Raw genomic sequence first — 21,732 nt, forward strand, 5'->3', positions numbered from 1 at the left:
TGGTTTCACTACTTGTTATTTGGTTAGTTTAGCCATAAATTTTTCGCTATTGACGATGGCTCTTTGATGCGTTCCTTCAGCAATAATTGATTCTCCTGCCAAAGCCTTTAAAGTAAAGCGCAAGATATTTTTTGTTTGCTCAATCAACTCAGCCTCACATTGAATTTCTTCACTAATCCTACTCGGGCGCACATGCTTCAAGTTCACTTCAATTCCTACAGTTGTTTCTCCTTCATTAAGCAACTCTAAGATGCTGTCTTTGGCTGTTTCTTCTAGCATTGCAACTAAGGCTGGTGTTGCTAAAACAGCTAAATCACCAGATTTCATTTCTATAGCTGTTTGTTCTTCTTTAACAATAAACGTTTTACTTAGTTTAGTTATCATACTATCAGGATTCCTTTCAGAGCTCATTAAATTTCTCGTTCTTTAGCCCAACTTAAAATAGCCTCCGTTTGATTAGAGAGTCGTCCAATAAGTACTTCTCTTTCTATTTCAACTAATAATTCACCTAACCAAATACCTGGTTGGCGATTTAAAGTAGCTATCAGCTCGTTTCCCGTCACTTTTAACTGTTTCTTATTATGGATAGGCAAGTTTTTATAGTGCGTTTCTAACGCAGCTAGGTCACTTTCACCAGTTAACAAGGCGTGCATTTTTTCAACGGCTACTGCTATTTCTAAACCGGTATGATAGAGCTGTTCTTTTGACCAGCCTGTAGTCAAACGGAAATCTAACGCTCTTTTGGCTACTTCAACTTCTTGAATCGCTTTTTTTGAGCATTTCCACTCGCGCATAAAAGCATCAATAGATTGATTGTCTAATTGAATAAAATAAACAAGCAAGGTCCATGCAGTCAAACTATCAGGAAGTTCTCCACTTAAATCTGCATAGCGATATAAACCTTCTCCATGCTTTCTTAAACCAGGACAGTACTGATACAGTTCGGTTTCAATTAATTTAATCGTTGCTTGACTACGCCCTTTACCTAACAGTAGCTTAATAAATTCTACTTGTACGCGTTCTACTGCAATCTTTTCTAAAAGAGCATGGTGCTCCATAATTGCAGCTTCTGTCTTCGCTTCTAAAGTAAAGTCCAATTGGCTAACAAAACGAACACCACGCATCATTCTAAGAGCATCTTCATGAAAACGTTCCGTAGCGGAGCCAACAGCTTTAATGATACCCTTATTTAAATCTACTAAGCCATCAAAATAATCAATAATCTCGCCATCACGACTCATTGCTAATGCATTTACCGTAAAATCACGCCGTTTTAGATCTTCTTCTAAAGATCGCACAAAAGTGACTTCATCTGGTCTTCTAAAATCTTGATAGGTCGATTCCGTTCTGAACGTAGTAATTTCATACTCTTCTTTTTGCCATAAAACCATAACGGTCCCATGCTCAATGCCCACATCAACCGTTCTAGGAAAAATAGCTTTAATTTCTTCTGGAAAAGCACTTGTTGCAATATCAACATCTGAGATAGGTTTCTTAAGAATCGTATCTCGGACACTTCCACCAACAAAATAAGCAACAAATCCTGCTTCTTCAATCTTTTGAATAACAGGAAGTGCTTCTTCAAATTCTGGAGCTAATTGCATCATAACAAATTTTCCAACCCATAAACCAATTGATTTAGTTCCATAACTTTTTCGCATCCCAATGCTACCCCAGTCATAAAGGAAGCCCGGTCATAAGAATCGTGACGTATTGTCAAACCTTCTCCAACACTACCAAATTGTACTTGTTGGTGAGCAACCAAACCTGGTAAACGGACACTGTGAATCTTCATTCCTTCAAAGTCAGCGCCACGTGCCCCTTTGATTATTTCTTTTTCTTCAGGATTTCCTTGTTGATGGTAGCCACGGGCTTCAGCAATCATTTCAGCTGTTTTAATGGCCGTGCCACTTGGAGCATCTAATTTTTGGTCATGATGCAATTCCATAATTTCAACATCAGGAAAATAGTGCGCTGCTTTTTGAGCAAATTGCATCATCAAAATCGCACCAATTGCAAAGTTAGGTGCAATTAAGCCACCAATTTGTTTTTCGCTTGATTCAGCAATTAATTCTTGAACCTGGGTATCTGTGAATCCAGTTGTCCCTACGACCGGACGAATCCCGTGCTCAATCGCAAACTTCGTATTTTCATAGGCTACTTTTGGAATTGTAAAATCAATCCAAACATCTGGTGAAATTTGGCTATCTAATGCTTCTTTTGTCGTAAAAACAGGCACATTTTCTTCACTAAAAAGCGCTAACTGATTGATATTTTCTTCTTTTGCAAATGGATCTAAAACCCCAACTAATTCAAATTCTTTTTTATCTAAAACCATCTTAGTGGCTGTTAAACCCATCTTACCCTTAAATCCGGCTACAACTATTTTAATCATTTTTTCCATCGTTCCTTTCAAAACGGAATTTATCCCGTTGATTAAATTTTTTCATAACTAAATCAAAAGCTTCAGTCATGTCTATATCTAAAGAATTTGCCATTGATAAAACAACAAAAAGCACATCGCCTAGTTCTTCCGCTACTTCTTTGGCTGGTTCACTGGTTTTTTTTAATTTTTCACCATGATGGTGATTAATTTCCCGTGCCAGTTCCCCTACTTCTTCAGTTAAACGAGCCATTTGACCCAACGGCGAAAAGTACCCAGTCTTAAATTGATTGATATAATCATCGACCTCTACTTGCATATCTTGTAAACTTTTTTTCAAATGACTGTCCTCCTTGCTATGTTTCTCTTACTTAGTATACAATTTCTTCTCATTTGATGCTAGTCAGAAAAAGGATATTCCTTTAATAAATAATAAAAGCTCGTTGAGACGATTAACACTTTCAAAAGCTTATTGAGTTTGCTAAGGATCGAATAAAGGCCGGAAAAATTTGATGTGACGCTTTTTGTCATCACGAAATTTCATAGAAATCGGATCAAACTAACAAGAACCTCAGTAAACCAATAGTTTAGGATCACAGTCCATCTTCGATGGATGTGTATCATGGTTCTAAGTTGCTAAAGCAACAAGAACCATGACAAAAAAAGTGCTAGAGAGGAAACTCTCTAACACTTTTTGGCTATAATTTTTCAAATTCAACCATTAACTGGTTCCATTCTTTGGATAATTCGTCAAACAATGCTCGGTTTCCCTCTTCTAATGCTTCATTAATTTTTGGCGTTAATTCTGCTTTTTTTCGTTCTAAGTCAAATTTAACTAATGCTTCATCAACTTCTTGTTTCACTTCATCACTAACACTGTCGTTCCAACGATGATACGGGTTGTCTTCTAAAACAGCTACATATTCTGGTGATTTCCATTGATCATTGAAAAACAATTCAACATACAGTTGATCTGCCCAATTTAACCGAATCTCATGAAAACCTTGTTCAGGATCTTCAAAAACTGCGCCTTCCTTAAAGAAACGAAACGGCTCTTCCTCAGTACCAATAGCCGATAAAGCCATACCTCTAGGAGTTGTTCGAACAGCTTCAACAAAATGAACTTTATTTAGAACTGTTTCATGAGTCATTAAATAGTTTAAAATCCACATAGCTTCTCTTCTTTTTAGTTGGTGGTAATCTAAAAACCAACTTAAAAACTCTTTTTTTGTTTCTAAAGATATTTTAGTGCTCATCTCAACCCCCCCAATCTCGGCTTACACATATCATGATCTATCTAATCCACTAATCTAAATTAATTATAGCCTATTTTATTAAATATCGCTATTAATTTCATCTAAGATGGCAATCATCTCTTCATCTGAGGATTCTATTTCAAGATACTTCTCGATAACTTCCTTGGTTAATTTTAACGCTCCTTCTTCTCTTAAGAATAAGGCATATGCTTTTAAGAAGTCTTTATTACGCGTAAAACTTGGGTACGCTGTCTGGTATGCTTCAGCAGCTTTAGCATAATTTTCCAATCCTTCTTGCGCCAAAGCTAAGCTCCAGTAAAACTGTGCATCTGCTTCTTCATTTTCCAGCGCTGTCTCAATCTTGACAACTGCTTCATTAAACCGCTCTTGTTTTAAATATAAATTAATCAGCGCGAGTTGCACTGTTTCGTTATCAGGATTCAACTCCAAAGATTCTTGATAGTAATATTCTCCTTGTTCTTCATCGCCTAATTTCAAGAATAAATCAGCAGCATAATAGAATAATTCTGGATTGTATTGATCTGCTCTTAGTCCCTCACGAATAACCTCGGTAGCACGGTCTAATTGATTCTCTTCTTCTAAGCTTTTAGCTAAATAAGGGTAAAGAGACGTATAACTAGGATCTAACTCTTTTAATTTAAATAACGTTTCGCTTGCTCGTCGATACTCTTTATTTTGCAAATAAGTAAAACCAAGTTCAAATAATAAATCAGTCGTTTCATTTTCTTTTTCTGCTAACTCTAAATATGGAATTGCTTGCTCAAAGTCTCCAATAGCGCTATATGCGCTCCCTATTCGTTGTGCCAGGTTAATTCCACTAATCTCACCTAAACCTGCTTCAGAGAGCTCCTCGTAGCCATAAATAGCTTGGGCATATTTCCCCATTACAAAATACAATTCAGCTAGTGCAAAAGTTAAAATAGGCTCATCTGGTAAAAGTTCTTTAGCTAATAATAATTTTTGTTCACTAACTTCATACAATCCTTGAACTTGATATAAATCAGCAGAAACTAATAAGGCTTGCGGGTAAGCCGGACTCTCTTCTTCAATTGCCATTAACCAATCCATCGCCCCATCAATATCATCTTCTTCAATTGCAATTTCTGCCAAACCAATCTTCAATTCATCATCATGGCTAAAATCAATAAGTAAATGCTCATAGATGGCTTTTGTTTCTGCTAAAAAACCAAGTTGATAGAGTGTATCTGCTAGGACATATAATTCTTCGGGTTGATCTTTTTCTAAAGCCTCGATAAATAATTCTTGCGCTTCTTCTAAAGCATTATTTTGTAAAGCCTCAATCATTTGTTCTCCATAATTCATAGTTCTATCTCCTAACGTATATAGTCTCATTTTTTTATAAGTTGATACTCTTCGATCGCTTCTGCCACAGTTAAAACCGGCACAGCTACTTGCTTCAATTTACCAAAGCTATCTAATAATACCATTAAAATCGTTTTTTTACCTAAATCATTTTGCGTTAATTTTGCTAAAAGATCTGTTATGAACCAACTTTCAGGTAAATTCAAATCATAATTTAAATCTGCTAACCATTTAAACCAACCATCCAAATCAAGTGATGCTCCCATATACTTCGCCGAAATAAGTAAAGAAAAACTGAGTCCAATAGCTAAACTGTTACTTGACATAGATTCTTCTGTTGAATTTAGGGTAATCGCTAGTTGAAATTCCGAACCAAAGTAGCGCGCTAGCCCATCTGATTTCACTTTATTGCTCGTTTCAATCAAATTTAAGTAAGAAGTGACATAAGGAACGACACTTTTTATTTCTAGCTCTTTTCTAGTTGGAAATTGCTCCTTCAATAAATCATAAAAAACCGAATCTAAAGTTACAGCTAACTGTAGCCAGCAACTGAACCCCTCTTGCAACTCACTCAATTGATTATCTTGGAGAAACCTTGCTTCAAAAAAAATTGCTGAGACAGCTTGCTGAGTAGCAAGAATATCTAGATTTCTCTGATGATTTAAGGCTACTTGATGTAGCAAACTTATTTCTAAGCCCATTAAAGTTGTCGGAATATCAATCAGCGACACACCACCTAGGTATAAACTAGCAAAAAAACCAGCTAATCGACTGACACCTTCATCTCCAAAAGCTATGACACTAATGTAACTTCTTAGTTCCATTTCCTCACAATAGGCAAGCACACTAGAAAATTCAGCTAGATTGGCACTTTGTTGACCATTTGGACACACATACCAAAATTGATTGAATTCATTTCCAATCGCTAACCGTAATTTTTCATAATAACGATCATAGCTAGTTTGATTTGTAATAATTAAATACTTATTGGTTTCCTGCAATAAAAAATTATTTTCAGCTACTAATTTAGAAATGGGGGCTGCAAAATAAAAAGGGACAACTTGTTGATTCCTAGTTAGACTTATTTTCATCTTTAGACCTCCAATCCTCTTTCTAATTCAACTTATTTTACCATAATTCTTAACTCAATATGTACGATAATCAACTTTACGTTATTACTAAGAAAAGGTTGCTGCACAAAAGTGCAACAACCTTTTTTAAACGTCTTATTTAACTGCGTCTTTAAGAGCTTTACCTGGTTTGAATGCAGGTACTTTGCTTGCAGCGATTTGGATTTCTTCCCCTGTTTGAGGGTTACGACCTTTACGTGCAGCACGTTCGCGCACTTCAAAGTTACCAAAACCGATTAATTGAACTTTTTCTCCAGAACTTAAAGTAGTTTGGATTGTTTCAAATACTGCATCAACTGCTGCAGTTGCATCTTTTTTAGTTAAACCTGTTGAAGTTGCAACGCTTTCGATTAATTCTGCTTTGTTAGCCATGTGTATCTCACCTCCCTCGAAAAGAAGAATATATGCTTTGTTTGAATAAGCAAATATACATCGATAATACCATTTTTGAGTGGTCCAAAAATGGTTTGAATGAAATTGTAGCCTGTAGTAACCACAAACAACATTTCATCTAAAAGATATCATAGAAATGCTTATACTGCAATGCTTTTTACTCTTTTTCAGTAAAAATTTAATCTTTTTCGCATTTTTTTTCATATTATTTGAAAAGCGCAAACAAATGTGTTAAAATGCCTATTTTCTTTGTCTAGCAATAATTCGAATCGGCGTACCTTCAAAGGTGAAAGCGTCTCGAATACGATTTTCTAAAAAGCGCGAGTAAGAGAAATGAAGCATCTCTGGTTCGTTAACAAAAATAACGAAAGTTGGTGGTTTAATTGCCACTTGAGTTGCATAATAAATCTTCAAACGTTTGCCTTTATCAGTCGGAGTTGGATTCATTGCTACAGCATCCATAATTACATCATTTAAGACTGCAGATTGAATTCTTAGATTTTGACTCATGCTAACACGTTGAATCACATCTGGTAACGTATTTAAACGTTGTTTCGTTTTCGCTGAAACATAGACAATTGGTGCATAACTTAAATAAGCAAAGGATTCACGAATATCTTCTTCGAATTTCTTCATTGTGCTATTGTCTTTTTCTAACGTATCCCATTTGTTTACAACGATAATAATACCGCGTCCTGCTTCATGAGCATAACCCGCAACCTTCTTATCTTGCTCTCTAATCCCTGTTTCAGCATCTAGTACAACTAAGACAACGTCAGAACGTTCAATCGCTCGTAAAGCTCTTAAAACACTATATTTTTCAGTTGTTTCATAAACTTTTCCACGTTTTCGCATTCCAGCAGTATCAATCATAACAAATTCAGTTCCATCAGCTGATACAAACTCAGTATCAATTGCGTCCCTAGTCGTTCCAGCAATATCTGAAACAATAACACGTTCCTCGCCTAGAATAGCATTTACTAATGAAGATTTCCCAACATTTGGACGACCAATTAAACTAAATTTAATGACAGAATCATCATATTCTTCTTCAGTTTCTTCTGGGAAATGCCCAATAGCTGCATCTAATAAATCACCTAAACCTAAACCGTGACTTCCTGAAATTGGATAAGGCTCTCCTAATCCTAATGAGTAAAAATCAAAAACATCATTACGCATTTCTGGATTGTCGATCTTATTAACGGCTAATAAAACCGGTTTTTTAGTTCTGTATAACATTTTAGCAACATTTTCATCTGCATCCGTAACACTTTCACGGCCACTAGTAATAAAAATGATCACGTCAGCCTCATCCATTGCAATTTCAGCTTGTTGCTTAATTTGCTCTAAAAACGGCTCGTCTCCAATATCAATACCACCTGTATCAATAATATTAAATTCTTTTCCTAACCACTCACCATCTGCATAAATACGATCTCTGGTGACTCCTGATACGTCTTCTACAATTGAAATTCTTTCCCCAACAATTCGGTTAAAAATAGTTGATTTTCCAACATTTGGACGACCTACAATGGCGATAACTGGTTTTGCCATGGTTTTAGCCTCCTTCTTTTAGTTTATCTGAAACTTTATTCATTAAGTTTCTAAATTGTCAAAAACATGTTTCCCACAATTGCCAAATAAAAAATCATTTTATTAGTATTTCATTTTCATTATTCAGACTACTAACTGGTTTCAATTTTCCTTTTAGACGAAACATCTTTTTAGATTTCTTGTTCCTCTTAGTAGTTTATAGAATAAACGTTCAAGTTGCAAGCTTTCCGTCCAATTTATTAGAAGAAATTAAGATGCTTTAGAACGAATGTCCAAAAAAACAGAAAATGAGGCTGGGACAGATGTCCTTAGCCTCATCATCGCATAAACAATCTTACTTAAATCTAAGTAAAATTCGTTTTATTTTTTATTCATCGTCCTCTGAAGTCATATCTGAAAGTTGTTCACCTAAAATATCACCTAAAGTAAAACCTGAATCTTCTTCTGGTAATGTATAATCAACAACATCTTCTTTTTCAGATTTTTCTGAAGCTGGTTTTTCTTCCAACGCTTTAATACTTAAAGATAAACGTTGATCAGTTGGATTCACTTCAAGAACTTTAACCTTAATTTCGTCACCTTCATGTAAAACTTCATGAGGCGTTGCAATATGGTTGTGAGAAATTTGAGAAATATGAACTAATCCTTCTACGCCAGGATAAACTTCCACAAATGCACCAAAGCTAGTTAAACGTTTAACGATTCCTGATAAAGTCGAACCTACAGCAGCACGTTCTTCAATATTTTCCCAAGGTCCTGGTTGAGTATCTTTGATTGATAAAGAAATTCTACCAGTTTCTTCATTGATTGACAAAATTTTAACTTGAACTTCTTCGCCAACTGTTAAAACATCACCTGGTGCTTTCACATGATTGTATGAAATTTGAGAAATATGAACAAGTCCGTCTACTCCACCAAGATCAATAAATGCACCAAAATTAGTTAAACGAGCAACAGTACCTGTGACTGTATCACCCTCAACAAGTTTTGTCATAATTTCTTTTTTAGCTACTTCTTTTTCAGCTTCAACAACAGCTTTATGTGATAAAATCAAACGGTTTTCACTTGGTTCAATTTCAACAATTTTAAAGCCTAATGTTTGACCTTTATAAACAGAAAAATCATCAACGAAGTGTGCATCTACCATTGAAGCTGGTACAAATCCACGAATCCCAACATCAACAACTAAGCCACCCTTAACAACATCTGTGACAGGCGCTTGGATAATCGTACCTGCTTCAAAGTCTTTTTGGATTCCTTCCCAAACTTTTTTAGCGTCAATACGACGTTTTGAAAGTAAGAAACTTCCATTTTCTTTATCTTTAATAGGTTTAATTACAACTAAATCGACTACATCTCCAACATTTACCACATCGGTTACGTTTTCAAAGGGAGTAGATGATAATTCATTAAAAGGAATCACACCTTCTACACCACCGCCAACAATCCCAACAATTGCTTGTTTGTTATCTTGAATGGTTAAAATTTCACCTTGAACGATATCGCCAATATTTACATCTTGGACACTGTTCATGGCATCCATCATTGTTTCTTGATTTTCTACGTTTTCAGTCATTTTTTAGTCCTCCTTAACAGCCTTTTAAGTCTACATTCTCTATTTTAGCGAATATTCGGAAATATTGCTACAAAAAGATTCATGAAATTGAAAAAAACGCTATTTTTTTACAGTTTCTTCAATAATACTTTTAATTTTCGCGACAACACCTTCAATGGATAAGCTCGTGGTATCAACTAAAATAGCATCCTCCGCTTGTAGCAATGGTGAGACTTTACGTGTTGAATCTTTATAATCACGATCTGCAATTTCTTGTTGTAAGACTTCTAACGCAGTCGTAATCCCCTTCGTCTGATTCTCTTTAAAACGTCTTTCTGCTCGCTCTGTGACACTAGCCACTAAAAATATTTTAATTTCAGCATCAGGTAACACTGCTGTTCCAATATCGCGACCATCCATGACAATACCGCCAGCCTTAGCGATTTCTTGCTGACGCTTGACTAATTCTACTCGCACAGCCTGATGAGCCGAGACCGCTGATACACCATTGGTCACATCACTTTGACGAATTTCATCCGTCACTTCTTTTCCATTGACAAAAACTTTTTGAATTTCCGCACTTGGATCAAAAGTTATCGTCATATCCTGTAACAACTGAACTAACCCTGCTTCGTCATCAATTGAAATATTATTTTTCATTGCCATATAGGTCAAAGCACGGTACATCGCTCCTGTATCACAGTAGATATAGCCCAAATCTTTTGCTAAAATTTTAGCTACTGTGCTTTTACCTGCTGATGCTGGACCATCAATTGCTATTCTTAATCGTTTTTCTGTCATTATTACGCCTTCTTTCTGAACTTTAACTTCTCACGCAGATAAAAAACCGTCAAGAGCTGACGGCTTTTTATCCTTTTTTCTAACTTAATTTATTTTTAAAACTTGCCCAACAGATACCGTATCAGAACTTAAACCATTTAACTGTTTAATTTGATCTAATGTCATACCGTTATTTACAGCGATTCTATATAAGTTATCCCCGGATTTTACTGTATACGTATTTGTTACTGGCGGCTCTTCAACTGGTGGAGGGGTTTCCTCAACTGGTGGTGTTGGTTCAACAGGAGCTGGCGTTTCTTCAACTGGCGCACTAGAAGATGAAACAGCTGATGAACTTTCTGCCGGTTTTGACTCACTGCTACTTTCTTTACTACTAGAACTACTACTTTCTTTGCTACTACTGCTACTATTCATTGTTACTTGGTCATTAGCAGACCCAGTATCTTCTACATCTTTATTGTTTGAATACCACCAAACGACTGAAATCGGTAAAATAATTAATAATGCCAAAAACACACATAATGTTGTTAGAATAGGAGAGATTCCTCCCTTAGCTTTCTTGCGAGCTGTTCTTGAATAGTTCCCTTCAGAGAAACCACCTTCATCGTCAAATTTACGTGACCATGCTTCTTCTTTTTGCTGATCATCAATTCTTTTTTTACTCATCTGGTATTCCTCCTAAAAATATTTCGACTTAATTGTACCATACTCCTCAGATGTTTGTCTTTTAAAAATTTCTTATGAATAGACTACTAGATTAATTGATACCTTTAATGTACCATTTTTTTGCTTATCTAGCCATTTTTAGAATCTTTATCTAGCTTAAATAAATAGGTTATTTTTTCCAACCATTTTAGTTCTTTATTTTCTTCTGCAATCCCAGGTCCCTTTTCTTTAGCTAAATAAGGTTCGTACGCTATTCCACAGTTGCTACAACAATTACTAATCTTTGTTGCCTGACTTTCTTCAAAGTAGTGAAGCATCACCGCTCTTTTACAACTAGTCGTTTCCGCATAATCAGTCATATACTTTAATTGAGCATTTTTTTGGTAACTTCTATTTTTTAATTGAGCTTTGGCTTCATGTAATGGGATGTTTAAATTTAAATAACTTTCGAGTAAACGGTACTGACTCTCACTACAACTTCCCGGTACAATGCTTCCTTTGCGATACACATATTCGAGCATTGATTCTGTTGGCAAATCATTTTCTTGAAGACGCATCTGAATATAGACGTCACTTTTTTCATATAACAAAACAGCTAGGCTAGGTAAGCCATCACGTCCACAACGACCTATTTCTTGTAAATAACTTTCCATACTGCTTGGGATATGATAATGAATTACAAAGCGAATATTCGGTTTATTAATGCCCATTCCAAATGCATTGGTTGCACAAATAATGTCTATTTTATTATGAATAAACTGTTGTTGCAGACGGATTCTATCCGCCGATTCAACTTCTGAATGGTAGCTTTCTGCAGAATAAGGTGTCATCTTTCGGATCATTTCAGCAATTTCATCTGCTAGTTTTCGACTTGAAAAATAAATAATACCAGGCTTTTCTAGTTTAGTCACATAGTCCATTAGTTGCTCATTTTTATTTTTATAACACTCAGCCACTTCCAGTGCGATGTTTGGTCGATCTACAGAATGAATAATTTGAGTAGTTTCTTCTGGAATCAACTGGAGAGCCGCAAAAATATCTTCTTTGACACGTTGATTGGCTGTTGCTGTTAATGCCATTGTTAAAGGCGAATTTAGTTCCTTCAAAACAGAACCTAACGTTAAATAATCTGGGCGAAAATCCATTCCCCATTGTGAGATACAGTGAGCTTCGTCTATGGCAAATAAAGCAATCGTACTTTTTTTCAGTGCATTTAAAACACGCTCTTGTTGCAGCATTTCTGGTGATAAAAATAAAAATTTCAATTCATTGAACTGCTGGAAAATATAAGCTTTTTCACTATAATCTAGTAGGCTAGTTAATGCCGCAACTTTTTTTTCACCCTTTTGTCGGAGCTGCTCAACTTGATCTTGCATTAGTGATAATAACGGTGATACAATCACAACCAATCCCTCACTCAAATAGCCAGTCAGTTGATAACAAATCGATTTTCCAGTTCCCGTTGGTAGTAAAACTAATGTATTTTCACCACTTAAAGCTGCTGATATGGCTTCGTATTGTCCTGAGCGTAATTGTCGATAGCCAAAATGTTCGAATAATGCCTCTTCTATAATTTGTTGTTTAGTTCGCATTTTTTTCACGCCACCTTTCAATTTGCATGAGACGATACACGTAAAAAGGTACTTCTGGGAAAATTTCTTTTATATCAGGAAATGAACTCATAGGCTGATTTTCTAATTGTTGTTTAACTTCCAAAAAAGGTTGTTTCTTAATTAAACTGTGAACATTAAATTTTTTATCTATCAAACTTAATTCAATCACATGTTCAGAAACTGTACTTAATTTTAATTGCCTAATTTTAGCAATTTCAATTAAATCCAAGCCTTCCATTAAATTTTTCTGCGTTTGTCTCACACTTTGGCTCACCGCTCCATGCGTTTCCAGTAAATCAGTAAAAATGCTGAAAAAAATTGGGAATGTCTCTGGTTGTTCGGTAACTTCATGAATTAACTTACTTAGTCCATCTAACAAAATTATTCTAACCTCAACAGCTTCTTTTAAAAATGCCGTTGCTAATTGCATGGTTGTTTGTCCGTAATAATCATGACCAGTTAGAAAACCAATCATAATCTCAGCACTTATTTTTGATTGGTTTCTAGCTAGTTGAAGCCACTCTATTCCAAAGGCTTCGGCTAATTCCTCACGACTCTCAGACTTGCTTTTTAACCATTTTTTTACCCATACTTGGAGACTCCATTCTTTTTCTATTGGAATATAGGATTGATTTTTATAACGAATTTCCGATAAAACTTGGCTTACAAAAACTAATCTACGCCAATAAACATGGATCCAACGACCATTCTGCAAAAAGTTTAATTCCGTCGGATAATACTGTTTTTCAAAGTAAGCAGTAATTTCTTTTTGCCCCATTTCCGTCAAACAATAATAGTCATTTTCTTCTTTTTTTAGAATTTTTAAAGCTATTCCTTTTTTCAAGCTATGTTGATAATGCTCTTTTTTCAACTTATTAAAGAGGCTAAAATAAGCAGATAATCGATAAATTTCTGCCTGATATAAAATCGAAGCTGTCCGTTTGCCTGATATAATATGGAAAACAGTCATGGCTTTTCGAGGTTCACTAGTTGAAAAAAAACTAAATAAAAGGTAATCTAAGTATGAAAGTTCATCCATTTACGCGCGCTCCTTATCTATAAATAAACTAAAAAGAGGTTAAATCATGCCTAAATTCTACACAAAAGTCGATCAAGAAAAATGTATTGCTTGTGGCTTATGCCAAATAAAAGCGCCACAAATTTATGAGTATACAGAAGATGGCTTGGCCTATAATCTCATTGATCAAAATACTGGTCAAATGCCATTACCTGATGCACTTATTTCTGAATTTAAACTAGCTTATACAGCTTGTCCAACTAACGCTATTTTACGGAAATCAGAACCATTTAATGCTAGTCCTTCTATCATAACAAATAACTAGCTATCTGGCACGAGTTATCTAAGTCAATTCTAAAACTAAAAAAACAAGGCTTAAAAGGACATCCTTTTAAGCCTTGTTTTTATTCATTTATATGTGTAGCTTGGTTTTTAATAATCCAAGGTTGCAATTTAGTAAACATAAAGATAAATACACTACTTACTAATAGTCCTTTAATAATGTTAAAAGGTAAAACACCTAAAAGTACGAACTCTTTGATAGGTCCAACGCTGAACCCCATGACAGCTAAATACAAAGGTGTGATGATTAGCCAGTTGGCAAGTGACATGATAGTTGCTAAAGAAATGACTCCCGTCACATTAGCTACAAGCGTATTTGACATTGTTAATGTTCCTTTTTTCATGTGTTTGCTCATAATAAAATAAATTGGGTAACTATAAACAATACTTGCGATAAAACTAGCAATATCTCCGATTGGGTAGCCCATATCACCTGATGTTTGAAGGTAATGTAATACCGTACGAACAAGTGCAATTAAAACTCCACCAACAGGTCCATACAAAAACATTCCTAACAAAATTGGAATATCACTGAAATCGACCTTCATAAATGAAGCACTGGGTAAAATAGGAAAAGCAAAGAACATCAATACATAGGCGATTGCACCAAACATTGCAATCCCAACTAATCTTTTTGTGTTACTGGTTTTCATAAAAAATCCTCCTAAAAGGATTCATCTAGAGCGATTATGGAATTATTTAAATCTAAACAAAAGCGCGTCCCTTTATCGAACGTTCTCAAAAAAATGCTCCGCCTAACTTCTTTCTCTTCAGAAAAAAATCAAACAGAGCATTTGAATAGATTCAAATAAGCCCCATCTTCTTTATCCAGACTTTACTGTCGGTACTGGAATTACACCAGTTCAGCTAAATGGCGAACCAAATAGGTCGTGGACTATACCACCGGTCGGGAATTTCACCCTGCCCCTGAAGACGAATCATTAAATTATTTTTGACACAGCGCTGTGTACTATTCTATTATACCTTTTTTACTTAATTTTGCAACAAAAACTTACTATTTGTTAGTGAATTATACTTTTCCCTCTCTAACTAATGGCTTTAGATGCCAAAAAAAGCAAACAGGAAATTTCACCCTGCTTGCCTTTCGATACTAAAATTAGTTAATTGACCTTATCTCTGTATGGCAAATGAATAATAAAACTTGTTGAGACATCTTCGATACTTTGGACTTCCATATAGCCTTCATGCTCTTCGACAATGCTTTTGACAATCGATAAGCCAATTCCAGTACCACTCTTATTTTCTTTATTCATTACTCTAGATTTATCAGCTTTATAAAAACGTTCAAAAATAAATGGTAGGTCCTTCTTAGGAATTCCAGTTCCATTATCCTTAACTTCAATCAGTAACTCATCCATTACTTCATCTAAATGAACCAATATCTCTACTTGCCCATTTTTTTTATGAGCCATTGTTGTATGTCTAATCGCATTATTAATCAAGTTAAACAAGACTTGGCTCATTTTATCTTCATCCATGTAATATGTTTCCATATCTGGTTGAATCTCAAATGACAGTTTCACTTCACTCGATTGGGCAATTTGATTGAAACGTGAAGTTAAATCTCGCACAAAACTATATAAATCAACTTCAGTACGCTGCAATTCAATATAGCCAGCTTCCATTCGTGATAAATCTAACATTTCATTAACCATTCGGCTCATTCTTTCTGATTCTTCCCAGATTATTTTCGCCATCTCATGTTTATCCTCACGCGTTTCGGCCACATCATCTAGAATTGCTTCACTATAGCCACGAATCATAACAAGAGGCGTTCTGAGCTCGTGTGAAACATTATTAATGAAGTCGACCCTCATTGTATCTAAACGTCGCTCCTTAGTCATATCTTGGACAGAAGCTAATACGCCCCGAACTGTTACCATATCTTCACTGTATAATGGAACCAGATTAATTTTATAATAGTAATCATCTAACTGTAGCTCGAATATAAGATCAACCGTATTTTCAATGACATCATTAATTTTTTGGTCTAAGATATAAGGCATGCGCTCAACATCAGAATATTGAGCACTCCGACGCCACTGCTGTAGAAATTCTTCGCCATTAGGATTTGACATTAATAAATCCTTATCTCGGTTATAAAATAGAACTCCAGTTGTCATTGAAGACAAAATATGTGCGAGTAACTCCTTTTCTTGCCTTGTAGCCATCCCGATTGACTCTAGCGACTTACCCATTTTATTCATTGCTAATGCAAGTTGCGAGAGTTCATCTCTCGATCTAATTGGGGTCTGTCTTGTAAAATCATTTTTTGCATATTCAAAAGCAATGTCGCGCATTCTTGATAAAGGATTCCCAATTCGTAATTTTAAATAATAGTAAAATAAAACAGATAGAATTAGCAACATAATAAAAATGAAAGCTGTCCATTGATTCATTTTCTTAGCAATCGACGTTAAAAAAGATAAATCGGCATAAGAATACAGCGTTCCTTTTTTTCCATCATAACTAAAGTGTTTAATATTTAATATAAATTCCGAATTGTTTTTCCCACCCATATTGCCACGGATTTCTCTATCTTCAGTTGCTTTAGCAGCCTCTTGAACATCTTTTCGAGTCATGATTTTATCCGCATAAGTAGTAGACAACGTTTCATAGTGCTCATTAAAAAAAGATTCTTTTTTTCCATCATACTCAATTAAAAAAAAGAGATGCGCATCAAAAGGATCAAATTTTTCAGGATTATTCAATAAAAAAACTGGATTTTTAACAACCAGCTTTTCGACACTCGAAATTGATTTATTAAAATCAGTTACATATATTTCTTCAACTGTTCGTTGATAAATTGTTGAATAGATTAGTGTACTACTAATCAAACAAAAGGCGACAATTACCATTGTCACCAGCCATGTTCGAAAAACGATACTATTTAATTTTGTCATACTCCACTACTCCTTAGAGTCATAGTGAGAATTGAATTTGTAGCCTAAACCCCATACAGTCACAATCATTTTAGCTGCTTTATCTGACTGTTGAGCTAATTTTTCACGTAATCGTTTTACGTGCGTATCAACAGTGCGTAAATCACCAAAAAATTCATACTTCCATACTTCACGTAATAATTGTTCGCGGCCAAATATTTGGTCTGGTGCTTGAGCTAAATACAATAATAAATCATATTCTTTTGGAGTTAAATTAACCGGCTTACCATCCGCTAGAACACGATGGGCTTGATTATCAACTTCAATATGCGGGAATACGATTAAATCAGGATTTTCTGGAGTAATAGGTTTCGCACTTTGAGTTCTTTTCAAAATAGCGGCTACACGTAGGACAACTTCTCTTGGACTAAAGGGTTTTACAATGTAATCATCTGCTCCAACTTCAAAACCTTGAACCCGATTTGTTTCTTCGCCTTTAGCCGTCAACATCATGATTGGTGTATCTTTTGTTTCTCTTAAATTTTTAGCTACATCAATTCCATCCATTTTAGGTAACATTAAATCTAACAGAATCAAATCGTAATCATTCTCTAAAGCTAAAGAGAGAGCGTCTTCTCCATTATCCGTTTCAGTTATAATAAAATTTTCTCGCTCTAGATACATTTTTAATAAGCGACGAATCCGCTCTTCGTCATCTACAATCAATATATTTATTGCATCAGTTTTCATCTAAGCTACCTTCTTTCTCCAAGTAAATCCACTATCTTCTCAATTATACACAAGAAACCTTGATTTTTTCAACCAATAACCTTTTTAGCGTTTATCTTTTTGGTTTTGAGATTCTTTTGCTAAATTGCGTAAGCTATTCACTTCAAATGATTTCAACTCACGCCATTCACCCGGTTTTAAGCCTTCTAAATTTAAAGAACCATAGGTTTCGCGCTTTAATTTTTGAACTGGAAAACCTAATGCCATAAACATATTTTTAACTTGGCGATTACGACCTTCATAGATAGTCAACTCAACAATAGACGTTTGTTTTACACGATCTGCTGAAATTAAATTAGCTTTAGCAGGAGCTGTTTTTTTGCCATCTATTTTGATTCCACGTTCTAATTTTTTGATTGACATTGGATCTACCATTCCTTTTACCTTCGCTACATAAGTTTTTGGAATGTGGTACTTAGGATGCATCAGTTGTTGCGATAATTCACCATCATTTGTCATGATTAAAACACCAGTTGTATCATAATCTAATCTTCCAACTGGATAAATACGTTGTGAAACTCCACCAAAGAAATCAGTCACAACACGACGCTCTTTGTCATCTGATACTGCAGAAATAGTATTTCGTGGTTTGTATAGTAAGAAATAAACAGGTTGCTCACGATCAATGGGAACACCATCAACTTCAACAACATCAGAATTTCCAATTTGAATACCCATTTCTTTAACAGTTAGCCCGTTCACCTTAACATGACCTGTAGCAATTAATTCTTCAGCTTTACGTCTTGACGCAACACCTGCGTGTGCAATAACTTTTTGTAATCGTTCCATTATAATAATTCCCCTTTTTTCAACATTTATTCTTCTTGCGATTGAAATTGTTGATTGAATTTTTCAAAAAACAAATCAGATTCAACTTCTTCTTGATCTTGTTCTAATTCATCAATTGCTGGCAGTTCTTTAATATTCTTTAAACCAAAATAATCCATAAAATAATTCGTAGTCCCATATAAAATCGCCCGTCCTGGGCCATTTACACGACCTTTATCTTCAATTAATCCTCTAAGTAATAGTTTTTGTAAGGCTCCACTTGTTTGGACACCACGAATTTCATCGATTTCCATTCTCGTTAAAGGTTGCTTATACGCAATAATTGCCAACGTTTCTAAGGCTGCCTGAGATAAATTTGTTGATAAGGGTGAGACAGCATATTTTTTTATAATTCCAGCATATTCTTTTTTTGTTGCTAACTGATAGTGATTCCCTACTTCAAGCAGCATTAAACCACTCGCCTTAGAAGACTCATAATTTTTTTGTAGCTGTGTTAATAATTGAAAAGCAAATTGCGTTGTACATTCTAAAACAGTCGCAATTTCTTCTAAAGAAAGCCCCTCATCTCCTGCCACAAAAAGTAACGTTTCTACAGCACCAATTTCATTCATCATCATTCTACTCCTTGAGTTGTTTCATTTTCATCTTGAGATCCGTAAACTAAAATATCTCCACAAATTTCTTCTTGATTGATCCAAATCGCTCCTTCTTTAATTAACTCTAAAAGAGCCATAAAAGTTGTGACCATTTCTGATTTAGTTGGATCTTGAAAGAAATCATCAAATAAAATAGCTTCATCTTTTTTTAAGCGTTTTAATCGTTTGACAATTGTCTTCATCTTTTCATCAATTGTAATTTCCTCTGACGAAATCTTCGTTTGCATGGGTATTTTTTGTTGTTTTTTTGTAATCATTTGATGAAAAGCAGTAAATAAATCAATTGTCGTTACCTGCAATGGCTGCAAAGGAACATCAATCTGTAAATCTTGCAAATTCATTGGTGTTTTTGTGTAATATTGGCTCCGCTCTTCTTCTTTATCTTTGAGTAGGTCTGCCGCATATTTGTATTTACGATACTCTAGTAACTGATCAACTAAGGCATCTCGAGGATCTTCTCCCTCTTCATAAAAGCCTTCTTCGTCCTCGTCTACTTCCAATTCTTGCTTTGGTAAAAGCATTTTACTTTTTATCGCCATCAAAGTTGCTGCCATTACTAAATAATCACCTGCTATATCTAACTCTAGCTCCTTCATAGTATGGAGATAGGCTAGATACTGGGCAGTGATTTCAGCCATCGGAATATCATAAATATCTAATTCCAACTGTTGAATTAAGTGTAACAATAAATCTAGAGGTCCTTCGAAAACATCAATTTTAACAGTGATATCTGCCATTATTTTTTCAACCTCTTTCTTTAAGTTAGCTCGTTCGGTTTCTCAGAATTTTCTTTATAATGCTCCCATTTAGCAATGATAGGCGCTGTTTCTAATGTTCCAATTATTTTTCTTTCTGGTAACTTCTCATCTAGTTCCTGCAGCATTCGAAAACTGATGCCTTCTTTACGAAAAGATGGATTAATCGAAATATGACGTAGTAAAACCATTTCCGGCTCAATTTCAATGCCTAACATTCCAATAAAATCGGTAGTTTCCTCGTTGCTCCACAAATATAAGCGTCGATTTTCTTCTGCTTGATACCAATTAATCTCTGCTTTTAAACGTGAAACCTCTTTTAAATCAGGCACAAAAGAGAGTAACCCCATCATAATTTTTTCATAATCATTCTTGTAGTTAATTAACATCAAATATCCTCCTACTTTACTCTTAACCCTTCGGTAAGGAGCGGTCTAATCTCATTAGATCAGCATAGCTTTCTCTTTCAACGACTAGATAGTCCGTTCCGTTTTCCACAAATACAACTGGAGGTCTTGGAATACGATTATAGTTATTAGCCATCGAATATCCGTAGGCACCTGTACTAAAAACAGCTAAAATATCATTACGCTCTGCTTTTGGTAACGGTAAATCCCAAATTAACATATCCCCAGATTCACAACATTTTCCTGCTATCGAATAAGTTTCTGTAACTGGATCATTTCCACGATTGGCTAAAATCCCAGTATACTCAGCATCATAGAGTGCCGGACGAATGTTATCAGACATTCCACCATCCACAGCTAAATAGTTGCGCACATTTGGTACTTCTTTTTCGGATCCTGTTTGATACAACGTAATACCTGCGTCTCCAACGATACTGCGTCCTGGCTCAATCCAAATTTCAGGCATCGTAATTCCATACTCTGTGGTTTTAGCAATTACTTCAGCGATAATTCTATCAACATATTCTGAAATGGCTAAAGGTTTGTCACTTTCGATATAACGAATGCCAAATCCACCGCCAAGATTAAGAACTTCCAAATCAAAAGCTGTTGCTTTTTGCCATTCCTTAACAGAAGCGAGCAACTTGTCAATCGCCATTATAAATCCTTCTGTCTCGAAAATTTGCGAGCCGATATGGCTGTGTAACCCAATCAGTTTCATGTAAGGCATTGTTAACGCTAAATCAACTGCCGATTTAGCTTGACCATTTAAGAGATCAAACCCAAATTTAGAATCTTCTTGTCCCGTTGAAATATACTCATGAGTATGAGCTTCTACGCCAGGTGTAACACGTAGTAAGATGTTGACTTCTTGTTTCCGTTCAGTGGTCAACTTATGCAACAAATGCAACTCACTAAAATTATCAACGACAAAACAACCGATTTTATAGTTTAAGGCTTCGATCAATTCACTTTCTGTTTTATTATTTCCATGAAAATGTATTTTTTCAGGTGGATAATCAGCTTGAATGGCTGTATATAATTCACCACCAGAAACGACATCGACAGAAAGACCCTCTTGCGCCATTAATTGATACATAGCTAGACATGCAAAGGCTTTGCTTGCATAGGCTACTTGAGCTGTTATATTTTGTGCCGAAAAAGCTTGTTTAAAAGCTCTTGCTTGCTTTTTTATTTGAAAAACATCATATACATAAACAGGCGTTCCATATTTCTCCACTAGTTTAACTGTGTCTACCCCACCAATTTCTAAATGGTTTTCTTGATTAATTTTCATAGTCCCCGTTAATAAAGAATTCTCCATATTTTCTCCCCGTTTCAATCCTTACTAATTTATTCTATTTACTTTAACACACTC

At 35.2% G+C, this 21,732-nt stretch carries 23 protein-coding genes and 1 riboswitch; of the genes, 1 reads left to right on the plus strand and 22 read right to left on the minus strand.

Features of this window, described 5'->3' with window-relative positions:
• Positions 1 to 15: 15 nt before the first annotated feature.
• From BR77_RS03455 to BR77_RS03520, 14 genes are all read right to left on the minus strand, one after another.
• Complete coding sequence (locus tag BR77_RS03455; protein WP_015076264.1) at positions 16 to 384, minus strand: thioesterase family protein; 369 nt, start codon at positions 382 to 384, stop codon at positions 16 to 18.
• A gap of 26 nt (positions 385 to 410) precedes the next feature.
• Complete coding sequence (locus BR77_RS03460) at positions 411 to 1,604, minus strand: CCA tRNA nucleotidyltransferase (protein ID WP_015076263.1); 1,194 nt, start codon at positions 1,602 to 1,604, stop codon at positions 411 to 413.
• A complete protein-coding gene (gene dapB / locus BR77_RS03465; protein WP_015076262.1) occupies positions 1,604 to 2,395 on the minus strand; it encodes a 4-hydroxy-tetrahydrodipicolinate reductase in 792 nt (263 codons plus the stop codon). The genes BR77_RS03460 and dapB overlap by 1 nt, the downstream gene beginning before the upstream one ends.
• Positions 2,388 to 2,723 carry a nucleotide pyrophosphohydrolase gene (locus BR77_RS03470; protein WP_010050146.1) on the minus strand — a complete coding sequence of 112 codons (336 nt, stop codon included), beginning with the start codon at positions 2,721 to 2,723 and terminating at the stop codon, positions 2,388 to 2,390. Before BR77_RS03470 ends, dapB begins: the two co-directional genes overlap by 8 nt.
• A 358-nt stretch (positions 2,724 to 3,081) precedes the next feature.
• Positions 3,082 to 3,639, minus strand: a complete 558-nt coding sequence (locus BR77_RS03475; protein ID WP_016356426.1) for a ReoY family proteolytic degradation factor — start codon at positions 3,637 to 3,639, stop codon at positions 3,082 to 3,084.
• 78 nt (positions 3,640 to 3,717) lie between these two features.
• Complete coding sequence (locus BR77_RS03480; protein WP_015076258.1) at positions 3,718 to 4,983, minus strand: tetratricopeptide repeat protein; 1,266 nt, start codon at positions 4,981 to 4,983, stop codon at positions 3,718 to 3,720.
• Between the two features lie 26 nt (positions 4,984 to 5,009).
• The gene (locus BR77_RS03485; protein WP_015076257.1) at positions 5,010 to 6,074 is read right to left on the minus strand and encodes a dehydroquinate synthase/iron-containing alcohol dehydrogenase family protein; all 1,065 of its coding nucleotides are present in this window, start codon (positions 6,072 to 6,074) and stop codon (positions 5,010 to 5,012) included.
• Between the two features lie 135 nt (positions 6,075 to 6,209).
• Complete coding sequence (locus BR77_RS03490; protein WP_010050136.1) at positions 6,210 to 6,485, minus strand: HU family DNA-binding protein; 276 nt, start codon at positions 6,483 to 6,485, stop codon at positions 6,210 to 6,212.
• A gap of 261 nt (positions 6,486 to 6,746) precedes the next feature.
• The gene (der, locus tag BR77_RS03495) at positions 6,747 to 8,060 is read right to left on the minus strand and encodes a ribosome biogenesis GTPase Der (RefSeq protein WP_010050135.1); all 1,314 of its coding nucleotides are present in this window, start codon (positions 8,058 to 8,060) and stop codon (positions 6,747 to 6,749) included.
• A gap of 367 nt (positions 8,061 to 8,427) precedes the next feature.
• On the minus strand, positions 8,428 to 9,636 hold the full coding sequence (gene rpsA, locus BR77_RS03500) for a 30S ribosomal protein S1 (protein ID WP_015076256.1): 1,209 nt from the start codon (positions 9,634 to 9,636) through the stop codon (positions 8,428 to 8,430).
• A gap of 99 nt (positions 9,637 to 9,735) precedes the next feature.
• Entirely contained in the window at positions 9,736 to 10,416 is a 681-nt protein-coding gene (cmk, locus tag BR77_RS03505; RefSeq protein WP_015076255.1) for a (d)CMP kinase, read from the minus strand.
• An 84-nt stretch (positions 10,417 to 10,500) separates the two neighbouring features.
• On the minus strand, positions 10,501 to 11,082 hold the full coding sequence (locus BR77_RS03510; protein ID WP_010050132.1) for a LysM peptidoglycan-binding domain-containing protein: 582 nt from the start codon (positions 11,080 to 11,082) through the stop codon (positions 10,501 to 10,503).
• 128 nt (positions 11,083 to 11,210) lie between these two features.
• Complete coding sequence (locus BR77_RS03515) at positions 11,211 to 12,674, minus strand: RecQ family ATP-dependent DNA helicase (RefSeq protein WP_015076254.1); 1,464 nt, start codon at positions 12,672 to 12,674, stop codon at positions 11,211 to 11,213.
• Positions 12,664 to 13,734, minus strand: coding sequence for a YpbB family protein (locus tag BR77_RS03520; protein ID WP_015076253.1), 1,071 nt, complete (start codon positions 13,732 to 13,734; stop codon positions 12,664 to 12,666). Before BR77_RS03520 ends, BR77_RS03515 begins: the two co-directional genes overlap by 11 nt.
• A gap of 46 nt (positions 13,735 to 13,780) precedes the next feature.
• Between BR77_RS03520 and BR77_RS03525 the strand changes: the two genes are divergently transcribed.
• Positions 13,781 to 14,038, plus strand: a complete 258-nt coding sequence (locus tag BR77_RS03525; RefSeq protein WP_015076252.1) for a ferredoxin — start codon at positions 13,781 to 13,783, stop codon at positions 14,036 to 14,038.
• A gap of 79 nt (positions 14,039 to 14,117) precedes the next feature.
• Here BR77_RS03525 and BR77_RS03530 read toward each other — a convergent pair whose 3' ends face one another.
• The 8 genes from BR77_RS03530 to lysA form a co-directional block, all read right to left on the minus strand.
• Positions 14,118 to 14,708: an ECF transporter S component gene (locus BR77_RS03530; RefSeq protein WP_015076251.1), complete on the minus strand. Its 591-nt coding sequence runs from the start codon at positions 14,706 to 14,708 to the stop codon at positions 14,118 to 14,120.
• 160 nt (positions 14,709 to 14,868) lie between these two features.
• Positions 14,869 to 14,994: riboswitch (FMN riboswitch) on the minus strand.
• Between the two features lie 182 nt (positions 14,995 to 15,176).
• Entirely contained in the window at positions 15,177 to 16,979 is a 1,803-nt protein-coding gene (locus BR77_RS03535) for a HAMP domain-containing sensor histidine kinase (RefSeq protein ID WP_010050119.1), read from the minus strand.
• Between the two features lie 6 nt (positions 16,980 to 16,985).
• Positions 16,986 to 17,708 carry a response regulator transcription factor gene (locus tag BR77_RS03540; RefSeq protein ID WP_015076248.1) on the minus strand — a complete coding sequence of 241 codons (723 nt, stop codon included), beginning with the start codon at positions 17,706 to 17,708 and terminating at the stop codon, positions 16,986 to 16,988.
• 84 nt (positions 17,709 to 17,792) lie between these two features.
• The gene (locus tag BR77_RS03545) at positions 17,793 to 18,536 is read right to left on the minus strand and encodes a pseudouridine synthase (protein ID WP_010050117.1); all 744 of its coding nucleotides are present in this window, start codon (positions 18,534 to 18,536) and stop codon (positions 17,793 to 17,795) included.
• A gap of 26 nt (positions 18,537 to 18,562) precedes the next feature.
• On the minus strand, positions 18,563 to 19,147 hold the full coding sequence (gene scpB / locus BR77_RS03550; protein ID WP_016356425.1) for an SMC-Scp complex subunit ScpB: 585 nt from the start codon (positions 19,145 to 19,147) through the stop codon (positions 18,563 to 18,565).
• 2 nt (positions 19,148 to 19,149) lie between these two features.
• Positions 19,150 to 19,929, minus strand: a complete 780-nt coding sequence (locus BR77_RS03555) for a segregation/condensation protein A (protein ID WP_010050115.1) — start codon at positions 19,927 to 19,929, stop codon at positions 19,150 to 19,152.
• Between the two features lie 20 nt (positions 19,930 to 19,949).
• Entirely contained in the window at positions 19,950 to 20,336 is a 387-nt protein-coding gene (locus BR77_RS03560; RefSeq protein WP_010050114.1) for a GNAT family N-acetyltransferase, read from the minus strand.
• A gap of 22 nt (positions 20,337 to 20,358) precedes the next feature.
• Positions 20,359 to 21,678: a diaminopimelate decarboxylase gene (gene lysA / locus BR77_RS03565; protein WP_015076246.1), complete on the minus strand. Its 1,320-nt coding sequence runs from the start codon at positions 21,676 to 21,678 to the stop codon at positions 20,359 to 20,361.
• Between the last annotated feature and the right edge of the window lie 54 nt (positions 21,679 to 21,732).

The organism is Carnobacterium maltaromaticum DSM 20342, assembly GCF_000744945.1.
Taxonomy (GTDB): Bacteria; Bacillota; Bacilli; order Lactobacillales; family Carnobacteriaceae; genus Carnobacterium; species Carnobacterium maltaromaticum.